The 22,574-nt window shown below is 70.8% G+C and carries 21 protein-coding genes; 13 read left to right on the forward strand and 8 right to left on the reverse strand.

What is annotated here, in order from left to right; all coding sequences use genetic code 11:
- Window positions 1-228: 228 nt before the first annotated feature.
- From AB0C27_RS23355 to AB0C27_RS23375, 5 genes are all read left to right on the forward strand, one after another.
- Window positions 229-1,683 carry a hypothetical protein gene (locus tag AB0C27_RS23355; protein ID WP_357847250.1) on the forward strand — a complete coding sequence of 485 codons (1,455 nt, stop codon included), beginning with the start codon at window positions 229-231 and terminating at the stop codon, window positions 1,681-1,683.
- Between the two features lie 218 nt (window positions 1,684-1,901).
- Window positions 1,902-3,557 carry an LCP family protein gene (locus AB0C27_RS23360; RefSeq protein ID WP_357847253.1) on the forward strand — a complete coding sequence of 552 codons (1,656 nt, stop codon included), beginning with the start codon at window positions 1,902-1,904 and terminating at the stop codon, window positions 3,555-3,557.
- 176 nt (window positions 3,558-3,733) lie between these two features.
- Window positions 3,734-5,011 carry an acyltransferase family protein gene (locus AB0C27_RS23365; RefSeq protein ID WP_357847256.1) on the forward strand — a complete coding sequence of 426 codons (1,278 nt, stop codon included), beginning with the start codon at window positions 3,734-3,736 and terminating at the stop codon, window positions 5,009-5,011.
- A gap of 56 nt (window positions 5,012-5,067) precedes the next feature.
- The gene (locus AB0C27_RS23370; RefSeq protein WP_357847259.1) at window positions 5,068-6,030 is read left to right on the forward strand and encodes a glycosyltransferase; all 963 of its coding nucleotides are present in this window, start codon (window positions 5,068-5,070) and stop codon (window positions 6,028-6,030) included.
- A 124-nt stretch (window positions 6,031-6,154) separates the two neighbouring features.
- On the forward strand, window positions 6,155-6,832 hold the full coding sequence (locus tag AB0C27_RS23375; RefSeq protein ID WP_357847262.1) for an acetoacetate decarboxylase family protein: 678 nt from the start codon (window positions 6,155-6,157) through the stop codon (window positions 6,830-6,832).
- Window positions 6,833-6,850: 18 nt separating this feature from the next.
- On the opposite strand, the gene AB0C27_RS23380 is transcribed toward AB0C27_RS23375, so the two are convergent.
- The 6 genes from AB0C27_RS23380 to AB0C27_RS23405 all read right to left on the reverse strand — a co-directional run bounded on the left by AB0C27_RS23380 (window position 6,851) and on the right by AB0C27_RS23405 (window position 12,666).
- Window positions 6,851-7,735 (reverse strand): glycosyltransferase, encoded by an 885-nt coding sequence (locus AB0C27_RS23380; protein WP_346102448.1) that lies wholly within the window; start codon window positions 7,733-7,735, stop codon window positions 6,851-6,853.
- A 183-nt stretch (window positions 7,736-7,918) separates the two neighbouring features.
- Window positions 7,919-8,686, reverse strand: a complete 768-nt coding sequence (locus AB0C27_RS23385; RefSeq protein WP_357847265.1) for a CDP-alcohol phosphatidyltransferase family protein — start codon at window positions 8,684-8,686, stop codon at window positions 7,919-7,921.
- Window positions 8,664-9,704: an iron-containing alcohol dehydrogenase family protein gene (locus AB0C27_RS23390; RefSeq protein ID WP_357847876.1), complete on the reverse strand. Its 1,041-nt coding sequence runs from the start codon at window positions 9,702-9,704 to the stop codon at window positions 8,664-8,666. Before AB0C27_RS23390 ends, AB0C27_RS23385 begins: the two co-directional genes overlap by 23 nt.
- A 28-nt stretch (window positions 9,705-9,732) precedes the next feature.
- Window positions 9,733-10,467, reverse strand: a complete 735-nt coding sequence (locus AB0C27_RS23395) for a phosphocholine cytidylyltransferase family protein (RefSeq protein ID WP_357847268.1) — start codon at window positions 10,465-10,467, stop codon at window positions 9,733-9,735.
- A gap of 121 nt (window positions 10,468-10,588) precedes the next feature.
- Window positions 10,589-11,212 carry a DUF5941 domain-containing protein gene (locus AB0C27_RS23400; RefSeq protein ID WP_357847271.1) on the reverse strand — a complete coding sequence of 208 codons (624 nt, stop codon included), beginning with the start codon at window positions 11,210-11,212 and terminating at the stop codon, window positions 10,589-10,591.
- Window positions 11,209-12,666 (reverse strand): CDP-alcohol phosphatidyltransferase family protein, encoded by a 1,458-nt coding sequence (locus AB0C27_RS23405; RefSeq protein WP_357847274.1) that lies wholly within the window; start codon window positions 12,664-12,666, stop codon window positions 11,209-11,211. The genes AB0C27_RS23400 and AB0C27_RS23405 overlap by 4 nt, the downstream gene beginning before the upstream one ends.
- A 72-nt stretch (window positions 12,667-12,738) precedes the next feature.
- On the opposite strand from AB0C27_RS23405, the gene AB0C27_RS23410 reads away from it, so the two are divergent.
- Both AB0C27_RS23410 and AB0C27_RS23415 read left to right on the forward strand, forming a co-directional pair.
- Window positions 12,739-13,497 (forward strand): IspD/TarI family cytidylyltransferase, encoded by a 759-nt coding sequence (locus tag AB0C27_RS23410; protein ID WP_357847277.1) that lies wholly within the window; start codon window positions 12,739-12,741, stop codon window positions 13,495-13,497.
- Between the two features lie 216 nt (window positions 13,498-13,713).
- Window positions 13,714-15,453, forward strand: coding sequence for a CDP-glycerol glycerophosphotransferase family protein (locus tag AB0C27_RS23415; protein ID WP_357847280.1), 1,740 nt, complete (start codon window positions 13,714-13,716; stop codon window positions 15,451-15,453).
- 13 nt (window positions 15,454-15,466) lie between these two features.
- Here the strand turns inward: AB0C27_RS23415 and AB0C27_RS23420 are convergent, their stop codons facing one another.
- Window positions 15,467-16,525 carry a glycosyltransferase family 2 protein gene (locus AB0C27_RS23420; protein WP_357847283.1) on the reverse strand — a complete coding sequence of 353 codons (1,059 nt, stop codon included), beginning with the start codon at window positions 16,523-16,525 and terminating at the stop codon, window positions 15,467-15,469.
- 82 nt (window positions 16,526-16,607) lie between these two features.
- Here AB0C27_RS23420 and AB0C27_RS23425 point away from each other — a divergent pair, with 82 nt between their 5' ends.
- From AB0C27_RS23425 to AB0C27_RS23445, 5 genes are all read left to right on the forward strand, one after another.
- The gene (locus AB0C27_RS23425) at window positions 16,608-18,047 is read left to right on the forward strand and encodes an LCP family protein (RefSeq protein WP_357847286.1); all 1,440 of its coding nucleotides are present in this window, start codon (window positions 16,608-16,610) and stop codon (window positions 18,045-18,047) included.
- Window positions 18,048-18,081: 34 nt separating this feature from the next.
- The gene (locus AB0C27_RS23430; protein ID WP_357847289.1) at window positions 18,082-18,429 is read left to right on the forward strand and encodes an STAS domain-containing protein; all 348 of its coding nucleotides are present in this window, start codon (window positions 18,082-18,084) and stop codon (window positions 18,427-18,429) included.
- A 200-nt stretch (window positions 18,430-18,629) separates the two neighbouring features.
- The gene (locus AB0C27_RS23435) at window positions 18,630-19,460 is read left to right on the forward strand and encodes a GNAT family N-acetyltransferase (RefSeq protein WP_357847292.1); all 831 of its coding nucleotides are present in this window, start codon (window positions 18,630-18,632) and stop codon (window positions 19,458-19,460) included.
- Window positions 19,457-20,296: an LLM class flavin-dependent oxidoreductase gene (locus AB0C27_RS23440; protein ID WP_357847295.1), complete on the forward strand. Its 840-nt coding sequence runs from the start codon at window positions 19,457-19,459 to the stop codon at window positions 20,294-20,296. Before AB0C27_RS23435 ends, AB0C27_RS23440 begins: the two co-directional genes overlap by 4 nt.
- Before the next feature lie 136 nt (window positions 20,297-20,432).
- The gene (locus tag AB0C27_RS23445; RefSeq protein ID WP_357847298.1) at window positions 20,433-21,161 is read left to right on the forward strand and encodes a DUF4097 family beta strand repeat-containing protein; all 729 of its coding nucleotides are present in this window, start codon (window positions 20,433-20,435) and stop codon (window positions 21,159-21,161) included.
- A gap of 208 nt (window positions 21,162-21,369) precedes the next feature.
- Here the strand turns inward: AB0C27_RS23445 and AB0C27_RS23450 are convergent, their stop codons facing one another.
- Window positions 21,370-22,191, reverse strand: coding sequence for a hypothetical protein (locus tag AB0C27_RS23450; protein ID WP_357847301.1), 822 nt, complete (start codon window positions 22,189-22,191; stop codon window positions 21,370-21,372).
- A 190-nt stretch (window positions 22,192-22,381) separates the two neighbouring features.
- On the opposite strand from AB0C27_RS23450, the gene AB0C27_RS23455 reads away from it, so the two are divergent.
- Window positions 22,382-22,570: a hypothetical protein gene (locus tag AB0C27_RS23455; protein WP_357847304.1), complete on the forward strand. Its 189-nt coding sequence runs from the start codon at window positions 22,382-22,384 to the stop codon at window positions 22,568-22,570.
- Window positions 22,571-22,574 lie beyond the last annotated feature (4 nt).

Raw genomic sequence — 22,574 nt, forward strand, 5'->3', positions numbered from 1 at the left:
CTTGCCCCCACCCCGCGAACCCCCAGGTGGAACCGTGCGCGCCCGCCGCACGGGCCGCTCAGGCGGCACGAGTCCACCCCGATCCCGGGTAGCGTACGGACCACGCGGCCGGCGGTTCGCGAGGTCATGCGGCGACGCGGCCGGCGAGCTGTGCGGCGACGCGGTCAGCGGGCCACGTGGCCCTGTGGTCAGGCGACGCGCCGGAGGAGCGGGAGGAACGTGCGGGTGATGTCGGAGGCTCGTGACGCCGAGCCCGCGAAGACCGGCCGCGGCCACCGCCTGCCGCGCGACCCGAAGCCCTGGGCGCGGCGGCACGGCTGGTTCCTGGCGGTGCTCGCCCTCGGCGCCGCCCTGCGCGCGCTGGCCATGCTGGGCTACCGGCCCGCCCTGTGGTTCCCCGACACCTACACCTACGTCGTCACGGTCTTCAGACCCCGCCCCGACCTGGTGCGCCCGGCCGGCTACTCGATGTTCCTCAAGCTCCTTGAGCCGCTGCACGCCTTCGCCGCCGTCACGGTGGTGCAGCACCTGCTCGGCCTGGCCGCCGCCGTGCTGATCTACCGGGCGGCACGCAGGGCCCCGCGCTGGGCCAGGACACTGGCGACCGTGCCGGTGCTGCTGGACGCGTACCAGATCGAGCTGGAGCACCTGCTCGTCTCCGACACGCTGTTCATGTTCCTGGTCGTCACCGCCGTGGCGCTGTGCACGACACGGTGGCCCGCCCGGATGGCCGCCCCGACGACCGCCACCGTGGTGGCGATCGGGCTGCTGCTGGCCGCCGCCACGCTCACCAGGACCGTCGGCCAGCCGCTCATCGTGGTGGTGGCCGCCTGGTTCGTGCTGCGCCGGCGGTTCAGGCCGGCCGCCGTGCTGCTGGCCGCCGCGCTGGTGCCGATCATCGCGTACGGCGCCTGGTTCCACGCCACCTATCAGCGAACCGGCCTGATCGGCGCGAACGGCGTCTTCCTGTACGCGCGCGCGATGTCCTTCGCCGACTGCGCCAAGATGGACCCCCCGCCCGACCTGGCGGTCCTGTGCGACCCGCGCCCGCCGGAGCGGCGGCCCCCGTCGCAGGAGTACATCTGGGCCAAGGACTCCCCGCTCGTCCTGCGGCCGGGCATCACGTTCACGAAGGAGAACGACGACCTGGCGGCCAGGTTCGCGACGCTGGCGATCACCAGCCAGCCGCTCGACTACGCCGCCTCGGTGCTGACCGAGCTGGGCCGCACGTTCACCTGGGATCGCCCGGTCTACCCCGATCCCGAGATCTACGCCTACTACCAGTTCCCGGTGACCCCTCCCGGACCGCCAGGGCGCTATCCCGCGCAGGTCGGCGCCGAGTATGCCAAGCTCTACGAGCAGGGTGCGATCGGTACGGAGATCGTCGAGCCCTACGCCGGATGGCTGCGGGCCTACCAGAGTCTGGTGCGGCTGCCCGGCCCGGTGCTCCTGGGGATCCTGCTGGTGTCGCCGGTCGCGGCGATCGTCCGCCGGCGCCGGAGCAGGCGTCCCGGCGCGAAGCCGGCGGGGCCGCCCGCCTGGGCGGTGTCCTGGTCGGTGGCCGTGGTGCTGCTGGTCACTCCGGCCGCGGCGGCCGAGTTCGACTACCGGTACGTGCTGCCGGCCGTGCCCCTGGCCTGCCTGGCGGCCGCCCTGAGCATCAAGTCGAAGCCTCGGGCCTGACCACCGAGCCTGACGACCGAGGACGGATCGGTGGCAGGAAAGAGTTTGGCGATGATATTCCACCCAATGTCCGGCTCTGAGTATGCTGTGCCGCGGAAACATCACACCCGGGTCACGGGCCGTTCCGCACGATCGGGCACGTGGCACGCCGTACGTGACCTAGTCTCGTGGCGCGGAGCGACCAAGCCGGCGGCGCAAGGAGTGAGGCTAGGGGGCGTATGAGTGACTACAGAGGCGTGCCGCCGGTAGTCGATCCCGTGCACGATCGCCGAGGTGCGCCGACGCAGCCGGGCAGCCGGATGGCCCGCCGGGCGGCCGCCGCCGCGCCGCCACCCCCGCCGCCGCCGGACCCGCGGCCCTCACACGGGCACCGCTCGGGCGGCTCGGGCAACGGCCAGACCAAGATGCGCGTGCTGGCCTGGGTCAGCATCGGCCTGACCTCGGTGATGGTCGCGGGCACGCTGACGGCGTACACCCTCTACCGCGACGCCTTCGGCAACATCAACGAGAAGAGCGTCAAGGAAGACATCATCAACCCCCGCCCTCCCGACACGGGCGCGCTCAACGTGCTGCTCGTCGGCTCCGACACCCGGGCGGGCAAGGGCAACGCGCGCTACGGCCAGCAGCTGGCCCGCACGGCCGACGCCGGCGGCAAGCGCACCGACACGATCATCCTCATGCACATCTCCCCCGGCCGGGACAAGGCGCGGCTGATCAGCTTCCCGCGCGACTCCCTGGTACAGATCCCCAGGTGCAAGAACGAGGCCACCAAGCAGGAGATGGCGCCGCGCCGGGACATGATCAACTCGGCGTACAACTCGGGCGGCATCGCCTGCACGATCTCCACCATCGAGACGCTGACCGGCATCCGGGTCAACCACTTCGTCGAGGTCGACTTCAGCGGCTTCAAGAACATCGTGGACGCGCTCGGCGGCATAGAGATCTGCCTGAAGTCGGGCGTCAACGACAGGGCCTCCAAACTGGTGCTGCCGGCCGGCAAGAGCCTGCTCAACGGCGAGAAGGCGCTGGGCTACGTACGCCTGCGCAAATACGGCGACGGCAGCGACATCCAGCGCATCAAGCGGCAGCAGATCTTCCTGAGCAAGGTCGTGGCCAAGGCGACCAGCAGCGACCTGCTCACCGACGTGGGCCGGCTCAGAGACTTCATCGCGGCGGCGGCCGGCTCGGTCACCATGGACCCCGAGCTGGCCAACGACACCGAGCAGCTCATCCAGATCGCGATGAGCGCCAAGGAGATGACCGCCGGCGGCGTCAAGTTCACCACGGTGCCCTGGGGTCCCGCCCCCGACGATCCGAACCGGGTGGTCTGGAAGGAGCCGGACGCCACCGAGCTGTTCACCTCGATCAAGACCGACACCGAGCCCGTCCCCGCGCCGACCGCCACCGCGAGCGCCAAGCCCAAGGTCGCGATCAAGCCCGAGCAGGTGAAGGTCCAGGTGCTCAACGGCACCAAGACCGTGGGCAAGGCCCGCGAGGTCGCCGACGAACTGGCCAAGCAGGGCTTCAACGTCGTCGGACTGGGCAACTTCGAGGCGCCGGGCGGCGTGAGCCTGCCGAAGAGTGAGATCCACTACGCCAAGACGATCGAGACGGCGGCCGACCACGCCGTCGCGCTGGGCGCATCGGTGCTGCCCAAGCCTCAGGCCGCCTCGGGCAAGGTGGCGGCGACCAACGCGCAGCCGTACACCACCGCGAACCCCGCCACCACGGCGGGAGCCGGCCCGAAGAAGGGCACCCCGGTGATCCAGCTGGTGGTCGGCGAGGACTTCGAGTCGGTCAAGGTGACCAAGCTGCCCGACAGCGTCAACAACAGCACCATCACCGCCTCCGAGCAGAAGAACGTCTGCACCTGAGCCTCAAAGTTCCCTGTGTAACGGGACGATCTGGGCCGCTGCGTGAGACAGGACCCACGAGTGCGGGATAGTCTGTTTCGGGTCGGCGACGCAGCGCGACACGGAGCCGCAAGGGTGTTCCTGGTCGTGTTGCCGTCGTGTTCCCCGGACCCGAGCGAAGCTGAGCGACTCCCCTAGTGTCTGAGACCAGATCCTCCCGACCGGTCACGCCCCCGCGGAGCCCAGAGGAGGGCCCCGCAGACACGGGGGCCCGGTGGCCGCTTCCCGAGGAGACCTTCTGGAGCGAGGCCACCGACCCCCACGGAGTCGCCCCGGGCGAGCGCACCGCGCCGCAGGCGGCGGTGCCCCCGGTGCAGGCGAAAGCCCCCACCCAGGCCCCCGCCCAGGTCCAGGCCGCGGAGTCCGGCGCGAAGCGTCAGGAGCGGCCGGAGCCGCGTCCCCAGCCCGAGCAGCCGAAGCCGCGCAAGCGCGATCCGTTCCTCGACAACGTCAAGTTCATCCTGATCGCGCTGGTGCCGATCGGCCACTCGCTGGTGCCGACCCTGGCCGCCGACTCGGCCAGGGCGCTCTACATCTTCATCTACGTCTTCCACATGCCGCTGTTCGTGGTGATCAGCGGTTATCTGTCGCGCAACTTCTGGAACTCCAACGCGAAGACCAACAAACTGGTCGACACGTTCCTCGTCCCCTACGTGATCGTCGAGGTCGGCTACGCGGCGCTGCGCTTCTCCCTCGGGCAGAAGTGGAGCCTGACCATCATCGACCCGGCGTGGCTCAACTGGTATCTGCTGGCGCTGCTGTTCTGGCGCCTGTCCACCCCGGTGTGGAAGCGGATGAAATACCCGGTGCCGGTGGCCATCGCGATCTACCTGTTCGCCGGGTTCTCCCAGATCTCCGGCGACTTCAGCATGGACCGCTTCTTCGGCCTGCTGCCGTTCTTCGTCATCGGCCTGGTCCTGCAGCCCGAGCACTTCGAGCTGCTCAACCGCCGCTGGATCAAGATCGTCTCGGTCGTCACCGTGCTCTGCGCGGCGGGGGTGGCGATCTACATCGCGCCCATGGCCAAGCTCAGCCCGTTCTACTACAAGAACAGCTACCAGGACCTCGACCTGTCCTGGTACATGGGCCTCGGGGTGCGCATCGGGCTGCTCGTGTGCGCGCTGGCCATGTGCTTCGCCGTGCTGGCGCTGGTGCCCAGGCGCGAGACCTGGTACACCGACCTCGGCACCCGCACGCTCTACTGCTACCTGCTCCACGGCATCCCGGTGCTGATCGCCAAGGAGATGGGCTGGCTGGAGCTCCCGTGGCTGCACGGGCCGCTGGGCGTGCTGGCGATCAGCACAAGCTGCTTCGCGCTGGCCATCATCCTGTGCCTGCCGGAGACCCGTACGGTCTTCAAGTGGGTGCTTGAGCCCCGGCTGGTCTGGCTCTATCGCCGTCCCTCCCGAAGTTAAGCGACCGTTCCTTCCGCATTAACGCCTCCGACCTGGGAGGCGCGGAGCATCGACACATGCGCGCATGTGTCGCCACCACCGTCCATCATCCCGAGGACGCCCGGATCATGCACCGGCAGATCAGGGCGCTGCTCGACGCGGGCCACGAGGTGACCTACGTCGCTCCTTTCAGCTATTTCAACGTGACCCCCGCCATGGGGCTGACCGCGGTGGACGTGCCGCGCCAGGCTTCCTACGGCCGCGCCCGCAGCGCGCTCAGACGCGGCGTGCGAGACGCGGACCTGCTGCTCGTGCACGACCACCGGCTTCTGCGCGCGCTGCCCCACCGCCGTCCTCCGGTCGTCTGGGACGTTCGCGAGCAGGTCACCCCCAGGCAGCTGGCCCGCGCCGGGCGGCGGCACCGGCTGATCACGCCCGCCGAGGTCCCCGAGGCGACCCTGGTGGCCGCGAGCCCGCCGCCACCGGGTGACACCAGGGTCGTCCACCTCGGCCGCCTGTCCACGGAACGCGGCGTGACCGAGTTGATCGGGCTGGCCGAGCGGCTGATCCCGCACGGCATCAGGCTGGACCTGATCGGCGGTGCGGCCCGCGAGGTGCGGCCGCTGCTGCGGGACGCGCAGCGGGTCGGGCTGCTCGACTGGTTCGGGTACGTGCCCAACCGCCACGCCCTGCGCATGGCCGAGGGCGCGCTGGCCGGTCTGTCCCTGGCCGACGACACGGTCAGGGCGCTGCCCACCAAGATCATGGACTACATGGGCCGGGGGCTGCCCGTGATCACCACCCCGCAGGGCGCCTCTCTGGTCGAGGAGGCCGGCTGCGGGCTGGTGGTGCCGCTGAACGTGGACGCGGTGCTGAACGCCGTACTGGACCTGAAGGAGGACCCGGCGCGCCGGGCCGAGCTGGGCACGCTGGGGCACGCGCGGGCGCGGCTGCGCCACCACTGGCCGGACCACGCCGCCGCCTTCGTCCGCCGCGCCGAGTCCTGGGCCGGGATCCCGACGCACGCCCTCGCCGTGTGACCACTGCCTCCGCGGTCCACGGACATCGCACCTGGACGACACCGGGCCGGGAATGGCCACACGGGCCGCCGGTTGATGTACTGGGTCCATGGCATCGCATCTGATCCAAGGCCGGACGGTGGGCATGCCTGTGCGGGTGAGGGACGCCGAGGTGTGCAGCGCCTTCTACCCGGTGCGTGCCGACGCCGCCAGGGCGGTGATCGCGTACTCCGGCCTAGACGTGGCCGAGGTCCTGCCCGGCAAGGCCGTCTGCGTGCTCGTGTTCGTGGACTACCGCGACGGTGATCTCGACGCCTACCACGAGTTCGGCATGGCCTTCCTGGTCCGACCGCCCGGGCGGTCGGGCCCCACGGGGCTCCGGGACCTGCGCCAGGCCGGGATCTTCGTGCACTGGCTGCCGGTGGACCAGCGGTTCACGCTCGAGGCCGGGCGGACGTTGTGGGGCTTTCCCAAGGAGCTGGCCGACATCGAGTTGCGGCTGGCCTCGCCGTACAAGAGGTGCATTCTGCGCAAGGACGGCCGGCTCGTGCTCGACATGCTGGTCAAGCCGGGCCTGCCCGTGCCGGCCGGCGGCGCCATGGCGCCGCTCGACGCCTACACGCACCGCGACGGCGTCACCCGGCGCGTCCCCTGGTCCGTACGCGCCCGCGGCGCGAAGATCCGCCCCGGCGGCGCGCTGATCCGCCTGGGCAACCACCCCATCGCCAAGGAGCTGAGCGAGCTGGGGCTGCCCAAGCGGGCGATGTTCAGCACCACCGTGACCCACGCCTCGATGGCGTTCGAGGACGCGACCACGACCTGACCCCGCGGGCGGCGGGGCTCAGACGATCGGCGGGCGGCCGAGCTTGACCATGCGCCACGCGGTCCGCCACGCCATCGGCCGGCGCTCGCCGGCGGGCGTGCGCAGGCCCTCGAAGAAGCCGGCGAACCACGCCTTGAGCGCCGCGGAGGCGCCGCGCTCGCGGATGACGGTCAGCACGACCCAGTTGGTCAGGTAGAGCAGCGCCAGCGGCCACGGCAGGTTGCGCCGGGCCAGCCAGACCCGGTTGCGCGCGTTGAGCCGGTGGAACTCGGCGTGTCGGGTCGGGGGCACCTGGGGGTGGTACATCACCGTCTCGGCGTCGTACTCGATCCGGTAGCCCTCGCCCAGCAGCCGCCAGGCCAGGTCGGTCTCCTCGTGAGCGTAGAAGAACCGCTCGGGAAGACCGCCCACCTGGAGGAAGGCCGAACGTCTGATCGCCGACGCGCCGCCCAGGAAGGTGGTCACCGGCGAGGAGCGCTGCGGGTCGCCCGAACGCAGCCGCGGGACGTGGCGGCGCTGGCCGATGCCGCCGTCAGGATCCATGATCCGGAAGGAGATCACCGCCAGGTCGGGCTCGGTGGCGAAACGGTCGCGCACGTGCGCGACGACCTTCTGGCTGGCGTACCAGCCGTCGTCGTCGAGAAAGAGCACGACGTCTCCCGAGCACTCCTCCACACCGCGGTTACGGCCGGCGGGAATGCCCGTGTTCTGGTCGAGCCGGATCGTTTTCACGACCGCGGCCGACCCCTCGGGTGGCGTCGCCGACACCGCGGGCACGTCGGCGCCGTTGCCCACGATCACCACTTCGACGTCGCCGTCGACCTGGTTGAGCGCGGACTCGACCGCCCGGTTCAGCTCCGCGACCCGGTTGCCCATGGTGAGGATGACGCACGAGATCTTCAACGAATCATCGTCCTGACGCGTTGAGAGCACGAGCGGAGCATTCTTTCATGATCACCGAGTCTGCTGGGTTTGCATGGTCTGGATGGTGAAGCTAAGCGTATCGGAACCGGCAGTGAACCCCCACCGAACGGCGGACGTCCGATCAATACGACGGACGAGGGGCGCCTCCGGTTCCGACAGAGATCAAGCAAGTCTTCTCGATGCCATGATGCTGATCAGATGCAGGACGGTCTGCACCGCCGCGGCCAGCAGGCAGGCCACGACGAGCACGCGGGTGGCGGTGAGATTCCCCGCGAACACGTCGATGACCGCGGTCGCCAGCGCGAGCAGGGACAGCTCGATGGGCTGCATGATGCGGTGGAACCGCGTCGCCGCCAGCACCCGCCGGCCCAGCCCCAGCAGCCCCGACCTGAACTGCACCGCCGCCGCCTCGGTCGCGGCGCCCAGCCCGCCCTTGGCTCTGGCCACCTCCACCAGGTCGCTCTCCGCCTTGATCAGGATGGCGCCGAGCGCGGCGGCGAAGCCGAACACGGTGTACCAGTCGGGCAGCACCTCGGAGGCGCGCCAGCCCAGCCCGGCCAGCACGGCCGCCTCGGCGAAGTAGGCGCCGACCCGGTCGAGGTAGACGCCGGCCAACGAGGTCTTGCCCGTCCAGCGGGCCAGCTCGCCGTCCGAGCAGTCGAGCAGCAGGTAGACCTGGATCAGCAGGGCGGCGAGCACGGCCGCCCACAGCCCCGGCAGCGCCAGCACGAACCCGGCCGCCACGCCCGCGACCGTCATGATCCAGGTGAGCTGGTTGGGCGTGACCGAGGTCTTGGTCATCATCCAGGTCACGTAGATGGACAGGCGGCGCATGTAGAGGACGCCGGCCCAGTGTTCGCCGTTCCTGCGCTCCAGGTGGCCGGGAGGCTGCGCCACCTGCCGGAGCTCAGCTACCGAAGGCCCGGACATAGTCCCCCACCCGATCGCGGATCTCGGAGTCCTGCATGCGCAGGTGCTCCAGGATCGTGTAACGGCCGGGACGGGTGGCCGGGGCCAGCGCCACGACCTCGGCGAACTGCTCGGCGCTCAGCCCGATGTCACCGGGGACGACGGGCAGCTCGTGCTTGCGCAGGCAGCCGACGACCTGCTTGACGCGGGCGTCGTCCTCCCTGAGGAAGAAGCAGAAGGCGGCACCGATCCCGGCGAGCTCGCCGTGGTTGGAGGTGCCGGGAAAGAGCTGATCCACAGCATGAAGGATCTCATGGTCTCCGCCGCTCGCGGGCCGGGACGAGCCGGCCACGACCATCGACATGCCGGACAGGATCAGCGATTCGGCCAGCACGGTCAGGAACGCGTCGGACTCGATGGAGTCGGTGCGCCCGATGAGCGCCTCGGCGGCGGTGCGCGACATCGAGCAGGCCAGCCCGTCGATGGGCTCGCCGCGCTCGACGTTGCCGAGCTGCCAGTCCTCGATGGCCGACAGGTTGCTGACCACGTCGCCCACGCCCGCGCGCACCAGCGCCTGGGGCGCGTTGTGCACGAAGTCGAGGTCGACCAGGATGGCCAGCGGCATCGGCACGCCGAACGTGCCCTTGCCGCCCTCGTAGATCAGGGAGGCCGTGGGCGAGCAGATGCCGTCGTGGGACAGGTTGGTGGCCACGGCCACCATCGGGATGCCGGCCAGCGACGCGGCGTATTTGGTGGCGTCGATCGTCTTGCCACCGCCGACGCCCACCACGACCTCGTAGGCGCCCTTGCGCAGGTCGGCGCCGAGCGAGACGGCCGCGTCGACCGACCCGTCGGCCACCCGGAACACCTCGGCCTCGCCCAGCGTGGGCGCGATCAGGCTCTCGATGTGGTCGCCCTGGCCGCGGCCGACGGCCACGGCCACCCGGCCGGAGGTGGCCACGCGGCTGTCGGCGAGCAGCGCGCCGAGCTCAGCCACCGCGCCCCGCCTGACGTCCATCGTCAGCGGCGCCGGCAACATCCTCGCGAGAAGCGGCATGCGCGCTCCCTCAGTAGCGAACGGCTATGGTGCGGGCCTTGGCCAGGTCGTCGTGGTTGTCCACCTCGACCCAGTCGACCTCGCCGATGGGCGCGGCGTTGATGGTCTCGCCGCGGTCGACCATCTCCTGGTAGCCGTCCTCGTAGTAGAGCTGGGGGTCGCGCTCGAACGTGGTCTTGAGCGCGTCGGCCAGCCGGTCGGCCGCGCCGGGCCTGATCAGGGTGGCCCCGATGTACTCGCCGTAGGCCTCGGCCGGGTCCATCAGCTTGGTGATGCGGCGCAGCGAGCCCTCGGGCGAGAGCGTCACCTTCATCTCCTCGTCGGCCAGCTTCTTGACGTCGTCGACGGCGAGCAGGACGTCGCTCGTCTCGGGGGCCGACAGCAGCGTCTTCTCGACCGAGACCGGGTGCACGGTGTCGCCGTTGACCAGGAGCACGCCCTGGGCGAAGTAGTCGCGGGCGCACCACAGGGAGTAGGCGTTGTTCCACTCCTCGGCCTTGTCGTTGTGCACGAGGGTGAGCTTGACGCCGTGCCGCTCCTCCAGGGCGTCCTTACGCTCGTGTACGGCCTGGGCCGCGTAACCGACGACGACCACGACCTCCCGCAGGCCCACCTCGGCGAGATTGCGCAGCGAGATGTCCATGATCGTGGTTTCGCCGTCGACCGGCACGAGCGCCTTGGGCAGCGTGTCGGTGTACGGCCGCAGGCGTCGTCCGGCTCCAGCGGCCAGAACCATTCCCAGCAACGTGCACTCCTCAGTCGAGCAGGTCTGTTCGGATTCGCGGAGCGTTACGCGGACGTCCGCGAGCGTCCCACCATAGGCCCAAAGAGTATTCGTCTTTGGACCCCGTGCGGGTAATCCGGCGTTAGTCTTGCGTTCCCGTATCGGCCGTTTCGGCCCCGGACACCGGGGCGGCGAGCCAGCAGGTCAGGCTCTCCCAGCCGAACAGGGCCCACAGATAGACCGCGAGCACCACATAGCCGCCGGTCAGCCACCCTGACAGGGCGGTCAGCGAGACCACCATCATCCGCCCGTCCCAGCCGAGCCCGAGGGCGGCCAGCCACGGCGGCGGGTAGACGCGCTGGCGCAGCCGGTAGACCAGATCGTAATGGTGGAAGGCGAGCGCGCCGAGCAGAAGGAAGATCAGTACGGGGTTCAGCCGGTGGGCGAAGCCGACCGCGGCGATGAAGGCGTACTCGACGAGGCGCAGGATCGGCGGCACGAGCCAGTCGAAGCGGCCGTCGTGCGGGTGGGTGCTGCCCGGCCCGGCCAGCAGCAGCGTCACGGCGGGCGCGAAGACGGCCAGCCCGTCGGAGCCGGCCACGCCGATCAGCAGCAGCATGCCCGTGACGAACGTGCCGGCGATGACCGGAGGGAGCGGCGGGAGCTGCCCGGCCACGAGCAGGCCCATGGCGCGCGAGAGCGGCCCGTCGTCGCGGTAGGCGACGACGGCGCTGTTGGGTACGGGGGTCAGGTGAACCGTCGTCATCGTGCCGACCTCGCGATCCGTCCGGCGAGCTGATAGAGGGCCGCGACGCCGCCCCAGCAGAGCAGGGACAGGAACGTGACGCGCGCGTTCCAGCCGGCGGCGGTGACGGCGATCAGCGCCATGCGCTCCCCGATGGGCAGGACGACGATCTTCTTCAGCCAGCGCGCGACCGTGCCGCGTTCGAGTCTCTGGGCGAGCTTCAGCACGCCGCCGTGGTCGCGGCGGACGTCGTGCGACTCCATCAGGGAGCGCGCGGGCCTGCCCCACGTGGCGCCGATCTTGGCCGCGTCGGCGAGGGCTCCCGCGTACGTGGCGTCGATGGCGTGCCTGACGACCTGGAGGATCATGGCGCCCACGGCCAGCGGCCAGATGCCGGGACCGGCGAAGCCGAAGGCCAGGCCGACGTAGACGACGTATTCCTTGAGCCGGTCGGACATGCCGTCGGCCCACGCGCCGAGCGGGGAGAACGTGCGGGTGTAGCGGGCGAGCTGCCCGTCGAGGCAGTCGAGCGCGAACGACAGGTAGAGCAGCACCGCGCCGGCCAGCCGCCCGCCCTGCGTGCCGGCGGAGAACCAGACGGCCGCGAGCAGGGCCAGCCCGGCCGAGACGCCGGTGACGGTGTTGGGCGCGAGCTTGAGCCGCACCGCCGGTCTGACCAGGTGGCGGGTCCAGGACGAGACCAGGAACGTGGCGAGGAAGCCGTCGTCGTCTTTGACGGACGTGTCGAGCCTGACCTGCTCCTCGTCCACCTCCGACAGCCTGACGACGGCCGCGTCGGCGGCGTTCTGGCCGCTCACCCGCTCGGCGTGCAGCGGCCCGATCGCCGCGGCGCGCACGCCGACGCCCGACCTGACCAGGCCGACCAGCAGCAGATCGACGGCCTCGACCGCGGTGACGGGGCCGAGCTTGCCCGCCTCGGACAGCTCGGCCAGCTCTTCCGCGATGTCGGCGAGCGAGGTCAGGTCGGCCTCGCCGGCCTGGAGCACGCCTCTGAACGTGGCGTTGGCCTCCGGCACGAGGTGGAACGAGCTGCCCGCCGCGACGACCTTGCCGCCCTCGACGCGTACGGGAGGCCGCAGCGGCGAGGTGACCACGTCGTGGGCGATCAGCGCGGCGGTGTCGCGGGAGGGGTGTTCGAGCAGCAGCGCGAGCGCCTCGGTGTGGGCCACCAGGTCGGCGGGGAGCACGGCCACCGTGCCGGTGGTGGTGCGCGCGATCTTGGCGACGCCGCGCAGGTCGGCCCCGAGGCCGCCGCCGGCGCTCACCACCAGGACGTCGCGGACGGGCAGCATGGCGAGCTGGTCGTGGAGGCGGTCGAGCAGGGTGCCGTCACCGCTGGAGAGCCTGCACGCGGGCGTGGTGGCGAGCAGCACGGCCGACGTGGTCGTGCCCCCGCGGATCAGTGAGTCGGGCAAAGCGCAGATCTCCTCCCGGCCGGGGTGGAGTGCGGTCACTTGGGGGTGCGTAGACACAGCGTAGCGACAGGTCACCGCGATATCACGGACCAGCGGCACTACGCTGCCGGTATGGATTCACCGCTGCGGTCGGTTGGAGTGCTCCTCGCGGGCGGCGTGGGGCAGCGGGTCGGGCTCAGCACGCCCAAGCAGCTCATCGAGGTCGCGGGCCGGACGATCATCGAGCATTCGCTGGCCGTCTTCGAGGACGCGCCGGAGATCGACGAGGTCGTGGTGCTGATGACGCCCGGATACGCCGGCCGGGTCAGGGAGATCGTCGCCGCGGGCGGATACCGCAAGGTCAGCAAGGTCGTGGACGGCGGCGCGAGCCGGACGGAGAGCACGTGGCGGGCGCTGGCCGCGCTCGGCGCGGCGGAGTGCAACGTGCTGCTGCACGACGCCGTACGCCCGCTCCTGGAGCCCCGGATCATCACGGAGTGTGTCAAGGCGCTGGAGACCCACGAGGCCGTCAACGTGGCGATCCCGAGCTCCGACACCGTCTTCGTGGCGGTTCCAGGGCCGGACGGCGGCGAGGTGATCGGCGAGGTGCTGGACCGGGCGCGGCTGCGGCGCAGCCAGACTCCGCAGTGCTTCCGGCTCTCGGTGATCCGCGAAGCCTATGAGCGGGCGATGGCCGACCCCGGCTTCGGCGACCTGCCCGCCACCGACGACTGCGGCGTGGTGCTGCGTTACCTGCCCGAGGTGCCGATCCACCTGGTGGCGGGCAGCGAGCACAACATCAAGGTCACCCATCCCGCCGACCTGCACATCGCGGAGCTGCTCTTCGGCCTGCGGCGAGCGCCGAGCGAGTCGCCGGGGCCGGCCAACTGAGCGCGCTCGACGTGGCCGCGCCGACCAGGGCGCCGGCCCGCGAGTGGCCGCTGACGGCATCAGGGTCGGCATCAGGGTCAACTGCGTCAATACCGGCGCCTCTCCCCTCCTCGGCTCGCAGACCTCGCTGGACATCCTCATCTCCGACCTATCAGGGCAAGTCATAGACGTGCGCGTGGACGGCGCTTGACCTGAGCATTGTTACCGTGCGATCACATGAGGAGACTCATCGTGATCGCGGCCCTGCTCGGCTGCTACCCCGCGCTCCTGGTGACGGCTCTGTGGCCGGCTCCGCTGCTGTTCGGCGCGGTGGCCGTGGCCTCGTACGCCGTCGAGTGCGTCGCACCGCGCGCCGCCCGCCCGCTGCCCGACCTGCTCGGCAAGGTGCACCTCGGGATCACGCTGCGCTTCGCGGTGCGCGAGACGCTGGCGCTGCTGCTGGTGGCGCGGACGGCGGGGGCCGACTCGCCGTGGTTCGTGGCGCTCGCGGCCGGCGTGCTCGCCCTGCACGCCGTACGGGCCCTGCACACGGGCCTGGCGATGCGGTTGCGGCAGATGCTCAGCCGCATGCCGGTGACCACCCGCAACATCGACGTCTCCGCGCTGCGCATCCCCAAGATGCCGCCCAGGCGGCTGCGTGACGCGCGCAGCGTGCCGTTCCTCTACCTGGACGCTCTTCCGGTGCTGGGCGCGGTCCACGGGGCCGTGCTCGCCACCCTGGGGGCCGGGGTGGCGCTCGTGGCCGGTCTCGTGGCGGCGCTCGCGCTCATCCCGTACGTGCGCCGCGCCCTGCCCCTCACCGACCGCGCCAACGTGCTGCGGGTGGTCGGCGAGCAGGTCGAGCGGTACGCCCCCGAGATCATCCTGTACTTCTCCGGCGCCACCGCCGCCGCCTACCAGGCCAGGATGTGGCTGCCCACGCTGGAGCGGCTCGACCGGCGGGCCATCGTCGTGCTGCGCGAGCGCGGCATGGCCGCGCATCTCGAAGGCACCAGCCTGCCGATGGTGTGCATCCCGTCGTCGGCCGACCTGATGAGCTTCCGCGCGCTGGCCGGGGCCCGGCTCTGCCTGTACGTCGCCAACGTCGGCAGAAATGTGCACATGCTGCGCATCCCCACCCTGCGCAGCGCGTTCCTCAACCACGGCGACAGCGACAAGGAGGCCTCGTTCAACCCGTTCTCACGGGTGTACGACGAGGTGTGGGTGGCCGGGCCCGCGGGCCGCGACCGCTACCGCAAGGCCAAGGTGGGCGTCAGGGACGAGAACATCCACGAGGTCGGCAGGCCGCAGCTTGAGGGCATCTCGACGGAGGGGCCCGGGCTGCCGTACCGAACCGTGCTCTACGCCCCCACCTGGGAGGGCTGGAACGACGACCTGTTCCACACCTCGCTGATCACCATGGGCCCGCGCATCGTGCGGGCGCTGCTCGACCACCGGTCGCCGCTGCGCGTGATCTACAAGCCCCACCCGCTGACCGGCCACCGCGACAAGAGCGCCACCCGGGCGCACAGGAAGATCGTGGCCATGATCGAGGCGGCCGAGCTGGCCAAGTCGAAGGCCCGGCATCCCTCGCACGGGAGCGGGGAGGAGGAGCAGCGGATCAGGCATCTGATCGTGGACGGGCCCGAGCCGCACCTCTACGACTGCTTCAACGAGTGCGACCTGCTGATCAGCGACATCTCCAGCGTGGTGGCCGACTTCCTGGCCAGCGAGAAGCCGTACGCGGTGACGAACGTGGCCGGGCTGCCCGAGAGCGCCTTCCACGAGCGTTACCCCAGCGCCGAGGCGGGGGTGTTGCTCGGCGAGGACCTGTCGAACCTCGCCGAGTTCTTGGACGGGGATGACACCCTGGCCGGGGCCAGGGTCAAGCTCAGGAGCCGGCTCTTCGGCCCGGAGTATCCGGACGCGCTGACCCGCTTCAACGCCGCCGTCGAGCGGGTCTTCGCCGGCTCATGACTCGGCTGAGTGGCTACTCGCCGAAGCGCGGCGCCGGCTGCTCCCTCCCGACCGGCTGCCCCGGCGGGCGGGCCAGCCTTCTCGGGCTGGTCAGGAAGCCCCAGCCCCAGGAGCAGTGCATGGTCGCGTACACGAGCGGCAGCCGCAGCTTCGCCGCCCCTGACAGCCCGCTGCCGGTCACCGCCGAGCCGGCCACGATGGCCAGCGCGTAGCCGCCGGGGACGATCAGCGCGAGCGGGAAGAACGGCGAGACGAGCAACCCGAGCAGCATCGCCAGCACCGCTGCGGGCGGCGCCAGGTAGCGCAGGTTGATCGTGCCCTCGTGCGTGCGCGAGACCACGCGGCGCCAGCGGCCGTAGTGGAAGTACTGCTTGGCCAGCGCCTTCGTGTCGGGCCTCGGCCGGTAGGAGACCCGCATGCGCGGCTGGAACCACACCAGGCCGCCGGTCTGGCGGATGCGGTGGTTCATCTCCCAGTCCTGGGCCCGCTGGAAGTGCTCGTCGTAGCCGCCGACCCTGGCGAGGGCGGAGCGGCGGAAGACGCCGAGGTAGACGGTGTCGGCGGGGCCCGCCGTGCCGCCCACGTGGAAGGCGGCGGCGCCCACGCCGATCTTGGACGTCATGGCGCAGGCGACGGCCTGCTCGAAGGGGGTGATCCCCTCGGCCGCCATGACGCCGCCGACGTTGTCGGCGCCGGTCTCCGCCAGCGTCTCGACGGCGACGCGCAGGTAGTCGGAGGGCAGCATGGCGTGCCCGTCGACCCTGGCGACGATGTCGTTACGCGAGGCGGCGATGGCCGCGTTGAGCGCGTTGGGGGTGCGGCCCGTCGGGTTGGGCACCACCGTCACCCGTCTGTCGGCCGCCGCGATGGCGTCGGCGACCTCCCGGGTGCGGTCCTGGGACGGACCCACGGCGAGGACGACCTCGATCTCGCCTGGGTATTGCTGGGCGAGGACCTGATCGACGGCCTCGCGGAGGTGCCGCTCCTCGTTGAGGACCGGCATGATGACGGAGATGGGGGGCCAGCCGCGCGTCTCCGCGGGCGCGTGCGGCGAGTCGGGGAACTGCTTCATGGCGGGGCTCACGCTACTGTACGACCAGGGGAGGAGGGCAATCGAAGGCCCCGATCCACCGGGGTGACAAAAGGGGGACGGCATGCGCGACCCGGGCGAGGAGGACGGCGGTGTGCTCGTGGGCGGCGACGCCTACGGAGGCGTCAAGCTGACACCCGTCCGCACCCGGAGGCCGCGCAGGAGCGCCAGGGCCCGCCGCCGCAACGTCGTGCTGGCCGGTCTGCTGTCCACGGGCGTGCTGGTCACCACGGGTGTGGTGTGGGCGACCCCGCGCCAGATCGGCACGGTGGACGCCGGGGTGACCGCGCCCTCGTCCTCGGGCGCCGAGAACATCCTGATGGTCGGCGTCGACAAGCGCGACGACCTCACCCGCCAGCAGCAGAACCGGCTCAAGCTCGGCCGCGAGGCCGGCCAGCGCACCGACACCATGATGGTCATCCACCTGTCGGAGGACCACAGGAAGGTGACCGTGGTCAGCCTGCCGCGCGACACCTGGACCACGGTTCCGGGCAAGGGCGACCACAAGATCAACTCGGCGTACCAGTTCGGCGGACCCAAGCTGGCCAAGCAGACCGTCGAGGCGGTCACCGGGCTGCAGATCAACCGCTACATCGAGGTCAACATCCTGGGCTTCATCGACGTGGTCGACTCACTCGGCGGGGTCACCGTCTGCACGCCCGTGCCGATCAACGACACCAAGATCGCGCTCAACCTGCCGGCCGGCACCCACCAGCTCGACGGCGTGCAGGCGCTCGGCTACGCCCGCACCCGCGCCACCGCCCGCTCCGACCTCGACCGCATCGACCGGCAGCAGCAGGTCATCTCGGCGCTGCTCAACCGGGCGCTCAGCGCCGACACGCTGGCCAATCCGGCCAAGCTGGCCTCGTTCGTCAACTCGACGCTCAGCACGGTCAAGGTCGACCCCGACGACGGGCTGATCGGTCTTGCCACGCAGATGCGCGACGTCGCGCTCGACGACGTGACGTTCGCCGAGGTGCCGCTGTCCGACGTCGACTTCAAGACGCCCACCGGCGAGTCGGCGGTGCTGTGGGACAAGCAGGCGGCCCGCGAGATGTTCGCCGCGATCGACGCCGACCGCGACCCGGCCAAGCCCACGCCGAGCGCCGCCCCGACGCCGTCGGCCAAGCCGTCCGCGATCCCGCCCGGGGAGATCTCGCTCAAGGTCAAGAACGGCACGCTCATCACCGGCCTGGCGGCGCGCGCCAAGACGGCGCTGGTCGCGTACGGGTTCAAGGTGCCCGGCGATCCTGGCAACACCACCAAGAAGGACTACAAGAAGACCATCGTCCGCCACGGCGAGGGTCAGGAGGCGGCGGCGAAGGTCGTGGCGGCCGCCATTCCCGGGGCGGAGATCCGCAAGACCGGCACCGAGGGCATCGAGGTCATCCTGGGCAGCGACCAGCTCAAGATCAAGCAACCGAAGGCGAATGCCACGCCATCCGCGAAGCCCGGCGTTACACCAACCACCAAAACGGCAATGGACAACATATGTAAGAAATAGGCATATCTTTCTGGGCTCAGGGCAGGTGAGGCCAATGGTGGTCAGGTGTTGGCGGGAGGGCCCCTTCACGGTGGTCCGTGTCGTGGGCGACCTGGACGTCGCGGGCGCGCCCCGGCTCCGGGCCGAGCTGGAACAGGCGCTCGGCGCTCCTGCTCCCCTCAACCTGATCGTGGACCTCACCGAGGTGCCGTTCTGCGACTCGGTGGGCCTGGGGGTGCTCGTGGCGACGCTCAACCAGGTCCAGCGCCTGCGGGGGCGGATGGTGCTGGTGGTCGGGCCGGGGATGATCCGGCATCTGCTGACGATCACGAACCTCGACCGGCATTTCGCGACCAGCGGATCCCTCGACGAGGCCCGTACGGCGCTGGGCACCGCCGCCTGAACGCCCTCCCCGAATGCCCTCCCCGAATCCGGTCCGGGACCGGCTCCGCCCGGCTTTGCGGTGGAGGCTCGTGAGAACGTGATCTCCGCTTGATCGCGTGGACGTGTGCGAGAACATGATGGTCATGTCATCGCGGGCGCATCTCCTCCCGACGTATCAGGCGTCGCGGGAGAGCCCTCTCACGTGCGGAGGCTTCCACGTTGTTCGACGAGTTCCCCGAGCCCGCGCGCTCCCAGCTCAGGGCCGCCCATGACGAGGGCAGGACCCGGCCTGAGTGGTGCTTCGCGGAAGGGCGGGCGCGCCTGGCCTACTGGGCGCCCTTCCCCGGCTCGGAGCCGGCGATCGTCTGGCAGTTCGACCCGGGACCCGACCCTCTCGCCGCCGCCGGCCTGCTGCGCCGCAGTCTGGACGCGATGGGGCTGACCAAGATCATTCATGACATCCCGCTCAAGCCCGGGCTCACCCCTGTCGTCGATCGCGCCGTCGAGCACGAAGCACTCATGGAGGCCGGATTCACCATGGAGGTGGAGCGGCTGCTGCTGGAGTGGGTGGCGGGCAGCGACGTCCCCGGCGATCCGGGGCGGCTGACCTACCGGCCCGCGCGCCGCATGGACCCCGACGAGGTGATCGACATCCTCGTACGCGTCTCCGAGGGCTCGCTCGACCACGACACCCGGGTCGAGGTGGCCACGTCGGGCGCGGAGAAGGAGGCCCGATGGATGTACGACGACCTGATGAACCGCAAGGCCAAGCCCGGCTGGTTCGTCATCGGCCACCTGGGTGACGCCCCCGTCGGCCTGGTGGCCCCCGACGACCACTCGATCGCCTACATCGGCGTGCTGCCCGAGCACCGCGGCCACGGCTACGTGAACGACCTGCTCGCCCACGGCACCCGTACCCTCGCCGAGGCCGGCCTGCGGCGCATCGTCGCGGCCACCGATGTCGCGAACGTCCCGACCGCCAACGCCTTCCTGCGTGCCGGATACTCGGAGACCGGCCGTCTCTACCGCTATTACTGGAGGGCACCGTGAGACTCGGAGTCATGTTCGACCGCGACCTGCCGCCCGAGCAGCTCGTCCCGTTCGCCAAGACGCTCGACGAGACGTCCGTGGACGATCTCTGGGTGGTCGAGGACCTGGGCTGGACCGGCGGCGTCTCGTCCGCCGCGACGGCGCTCGCCGTCACCTCCCGGCTGCGGGTGGGCATCGGCATCACCCCCGCGCCGCTGCGCAACCCCATGCTGCTGGCGATGGAGCTGGCCAACCTGGCCCGCCTCCACCCCGGCCGGCTGGCCGCCGGCATCGGACACGGCGTGGGCGCCTGGATGGAGCAGGTGGGCGCCGCCGTCCCGTCGCCGCTGGCCCTCCTGGAGGAGACGATCACGTCCGTACGCGCGTTGCTGCGCGGCGAGAGCGTGACCCTCGACGGGAAGTCGGTCCATCTGGACGGCGTCACGCTGGTGCACAAGCCCGCCGTGCCGCCGCCCGTGCTGGCCGGGGTCAAGGGGCCGCGCTCGCTGGCGCTGTCCGGCCGGGTTGCCCAGGGCACGATCCTGCCCGAGGGCGTCGGCCCCGACCAGTTGCCCGGGGTCGTCGAACGGATCGGCGCGACCGAGGAGCACGAACTGGTCGTCTTCGCCTACCTGCGCGGGACCGCCGAACTGGACGAGGCCGCGCAGTCGCTGCTGAACGGGCAGGCGGAGTTCCTGGGGGTGGCGCCCGAGGACGTGGCGATGGCGTCCGGGGCGGCCGAGGAGGCCGCGGAGTGGGTCAAGAGCCTGTGGGCGGCGGGGGCGGACACGGTGGTGCTCCGCCCGGTCGGCGCCGACCCACTCGGCCAGGTGCGAACCCTGCTGGCGGCCCTGTAAGCGACTGAGGCCCCAGCCGAACGGATCTCGGACCGGCCGAACGGTTCTCGGACCGGCCGAACGGATGAGGGAGCCGGGGGCGGTTCGGCCGGATGGCCGATGGGGGCGGGAGTGGCGCTCGGCCACGATCGTGACCATGAGGCAGATCGCGGCATTTGCGGCATGCGCGGCGTTACTCGTCGCGACGACCGGCGCTTGTGGCGTGGAACTCGAAGCGGACGAGGTCCACGCCACCCGGTCGTTCCCGTTCACCGGAACCGACCTGAAGATCAACGCTTCCCTCGGCGGGGTGCGCGTGCTCCCTGGCACGAGCGGCACCGTACAGGTGGAGCGCTGGCTGCGCGGCAAGGCGGCCACGGACGGCCCCGCCTGGTCCCTGCGCGACGGCGACCTGCGCCTCAGCGCGGACTGCAACCTGGTCTTCGGCGACTGCGGCGCCCGCTACCACGTCAAGGTCCCGCCCGGCGTGAAGCTGTCGGTCGATGCCGGGGACGGCGTCATCCTCAACGACCTCACCCAGGACGTGGACGCGGTCAGCGGGGACCGCATCCAGGTGACGGGCGCCTCCGGCCGGCTGCGGCTGCGCAGCGAGGGCCCGATCACGGCCGAGGGCCTCAAGTCGGCACATGTACGGGTACGTACCTTCGACGGAGCCATCGACGTGGCGTTCACCGCCCGGCCCACCACGCTCGACCTGCAGTCCACGGACGGGAGGGTGACGGCGAGAGTGCCCTCGGGGGCCTACGCGGTCACGGCGGCCAGCAAGGAGGGCAGCGAACGTTCCGAGGTCGAGCACGACGGCAAGAGCGACAGCACGATCGTGGCGCGCAGCACGTCGGCCGACGTCCGGATCCTGCGGAACTGACCCGGCGGCTCTCAGGCCGCGATCCGGGGGACGAGGCGCGGGGACGGCTCTCGTGCGGGGTGCGGCGCCCGGCGGCGACAGCGGCGCGCATCGCACCCGTACGCTCTCCGGCCCGCTACCACCGGAGCTCCGTACACATCCTCCGGCCCGTTACCGCCGGAGATACGTCATATGGCGTGACACTGCAGGAGGTACGCCATACGGCGTGCTATTGCCAGATGGCGGCGTACTTGCCGTTCTCGGCGTTGACCTGCACGGGGTGAAGACCCTTGGCCTTCAAGTCGTCGACGCGCTTCTGGTAGCCGGCGGCGTTCATGTCCACGTAGTGGGCCCAGGACTTCACCCCGTCCTTGCGCCACACCGCGCTGTAGGTACCGTCGGGCGCCACGGAGACCTTGACCGGCCGGAAGCCCTTCTGCCTCTTGGCGTAGTACTCGGCCTGGTGCTGCTGCCTGCTCTTGCCGTACGTGTAGTACCAGGCGCCGGAGCTCGCGCTCCAGACGCCGACGTAGCGGATGTCACCGGGGGTGCCGTACGCGTCCACCGAGCTCAGCGCGAGCCCCTTGGCGGCGGCCTGCTTGTTGGCGGCGCCGAACTGGGCGGGCGTGAGCCCGGACTTGGCCACGAACGCGCCGCTCTTGCGCTCGAAGACGGCGGTGAACACGGGCGAGTCGGCCGGGCCGGTGGCGGAGACGGAGGTCGGCTGCGCGCCCTCCTTCACGGCGGCGTCGAACCGCTTCTGGAACCCGCTGGCCGACATGCCCTGCCAGATGCCCCAGTCGTTGGACGCGCCGCCCTTGATCCAGACGGCGGCGTACCGCTCCCCGTCCGAAACGTTCACCGTGATCGGCCGATAGTCCTGGTTCTTGAGCCGGGTCACCCGGCTCACGCTCTGACTGGCGCTGAGCCCGTGGTAGGCGGCCCAGGCCGGCCCGCTCTCGGCGACGGCGGCCGGCGCCGCCGTCCCTGCGGTCGCCGCCGCTCCGGCGAGCACGGAGGTGATGATCGCGATCTTTTTAGAGGTCCTCATGACCCTCCCATGACGAATTCTTGACTCGGTCAGTGATGAGGACCGACCCTAACAGCCCTCGCCAACACCTCGCAGGCCCGCCTCACGCCGCCCAAACCGCACCAGACTGTGCAAAACAGGGCTCGGCCTGGACATCCGCCGCATCAGGACCCACGATGGGGGCCAGTCGAGCGTTCCTCATGGAGGACCCATGAAGGCTCACCAGAGCGGCCCCGTCCGCCGCGTGGCCGCGTCCGCCGCCGTCATCCTGGCCACCTTCGTCCTGACCTCCGCACCGGCCGCCCAGGCCGAGCAGGTGGGCGGCGGCACGGAGACGGACTCGACGGTGGTGCGGACGCCGCAGTTCGACGAGTGCGACTACGCCCACACCGACCTCTGACCGG

It is taken from the genome of Nonomuraea sp. NPDC048882, assembly GCF_040649755.1.
Taxonomy (GTDB): domain Bacteria; phylum Actinomycetota; class Actinomycetes; order Streptosporangiales; family Streptosporangiaceae; genus Nonomuraea; species Nonomuraea maheshkhaliensis.

Bases quoted from the DNA above. Each gene is read 5' to 3' on its own strand.
- AB0C27_RS23400 (WP_357847271.1), bottom strand. From the start codon at position 11,212: ATGACGACGGTTCACCTGACCCCCGTACCCAACAGCGCCGTCGTCGCC.
- AB0C27_RS23385 (WP_357847265.1), bottom strand. From the start codon at position 8,686: ATGTCCGGGCCTTCGGTAGCTGAGCTCCGGCAGGTGGCGCAGCCTCCC.
- AB0C27_RS23430 (WP_357847289.1), top strand. From the start codon at position 18,082: ATGGTGGTCAGGTGTTGGCGGGAGGGCCCCTTCACGGTGGTCCGTGTC.
- AB0C27_RS23455 (WP_357847304.1), top strand. From the start codon at position 22,382: ATGAAGGCTCACCAGAGCGGCCCCGTCCGCCGCGTGGCCGCGTCCGCC.
- AB0C27_RS23370 (WP_357847259.1), top strand. From the start codon at position 5,068: ATGCGCGCATGTGTCGCCACCACCGTCCATCATCCCGAGGACGCCCGG.
- AB0C27_RS23390 (WP_357847876.1), bottom strand. From the start codon at position 9,704: ATGTTGCCGGCGCCGCTGACGATGGACGTCAGGCGGGGCGCGGTGGCT.
- AB0C27_RS23360 (WP_357847253.1), top strand. From the start codon at position 1,902: ATGAGTGACTACAGAGGCGTGCCGCCGGTAGTCGATCCCGTGCACGAT.
- AB0C27_RS23450 (WP_357847301.1), bottom strand. From the start codon at position 22,191: ATGAGGACCTCTAAAAAGATCGCGATCATCACCTCCGTGCTCGCCGGA.
- AB0C27_RS23375 (WP_357847262.1), top strand. From the start codon at position 6,155: ATGCCTGTGCGGGTGAGGGACGCCGAGGTGTGCAGCGCCTTCTACCCG.
- AB0C27_RS23415 (WP_357847280.1), top strand. From the start codon at position 13,714: ATGAGGAGACTCATCGTGATCGCGGCCCTGCTCGGCTGCTACCCCGCG.
- AB0C27_RS23420 (WP_357847283.1), bottom strand. From the start codon at position 16,525: ATGAAGCAGTTCCCCGACTCGCCGCACGCGCCCGCGGAGACGCGCGGC.
- AB0C27_RS23410 (WP_357847277.1), top strand. From the start codon at position 12,739: ATGGATTCACCGCTGCGGTCGGTTGGAGTGCTCCTCGCGGGCGGCGTG.
- AB0C27_RS23445 (WP_357847298.1), top strand. From the start codon at position 20,433: ATGAGGCAGATCGCGGCATTTGCGGCATGCGCGGCGTTACTCGTCGCG.
- AB0C27_RS23355 (WP_357847250.1), top strand. From the start codon at position 229: ATGTCGGAGGCTCGTGACGCCGAGCCCGCGAAGACCGGCCGCGGCCAC.
- AB0C27_RS23425 (WP_357847286.1), top strand. From the start codon at position 16,608: ATGCGCGACCCGGGCGAGGAGGACGGCGGTGTGCTCGTGGGCGGCGAC.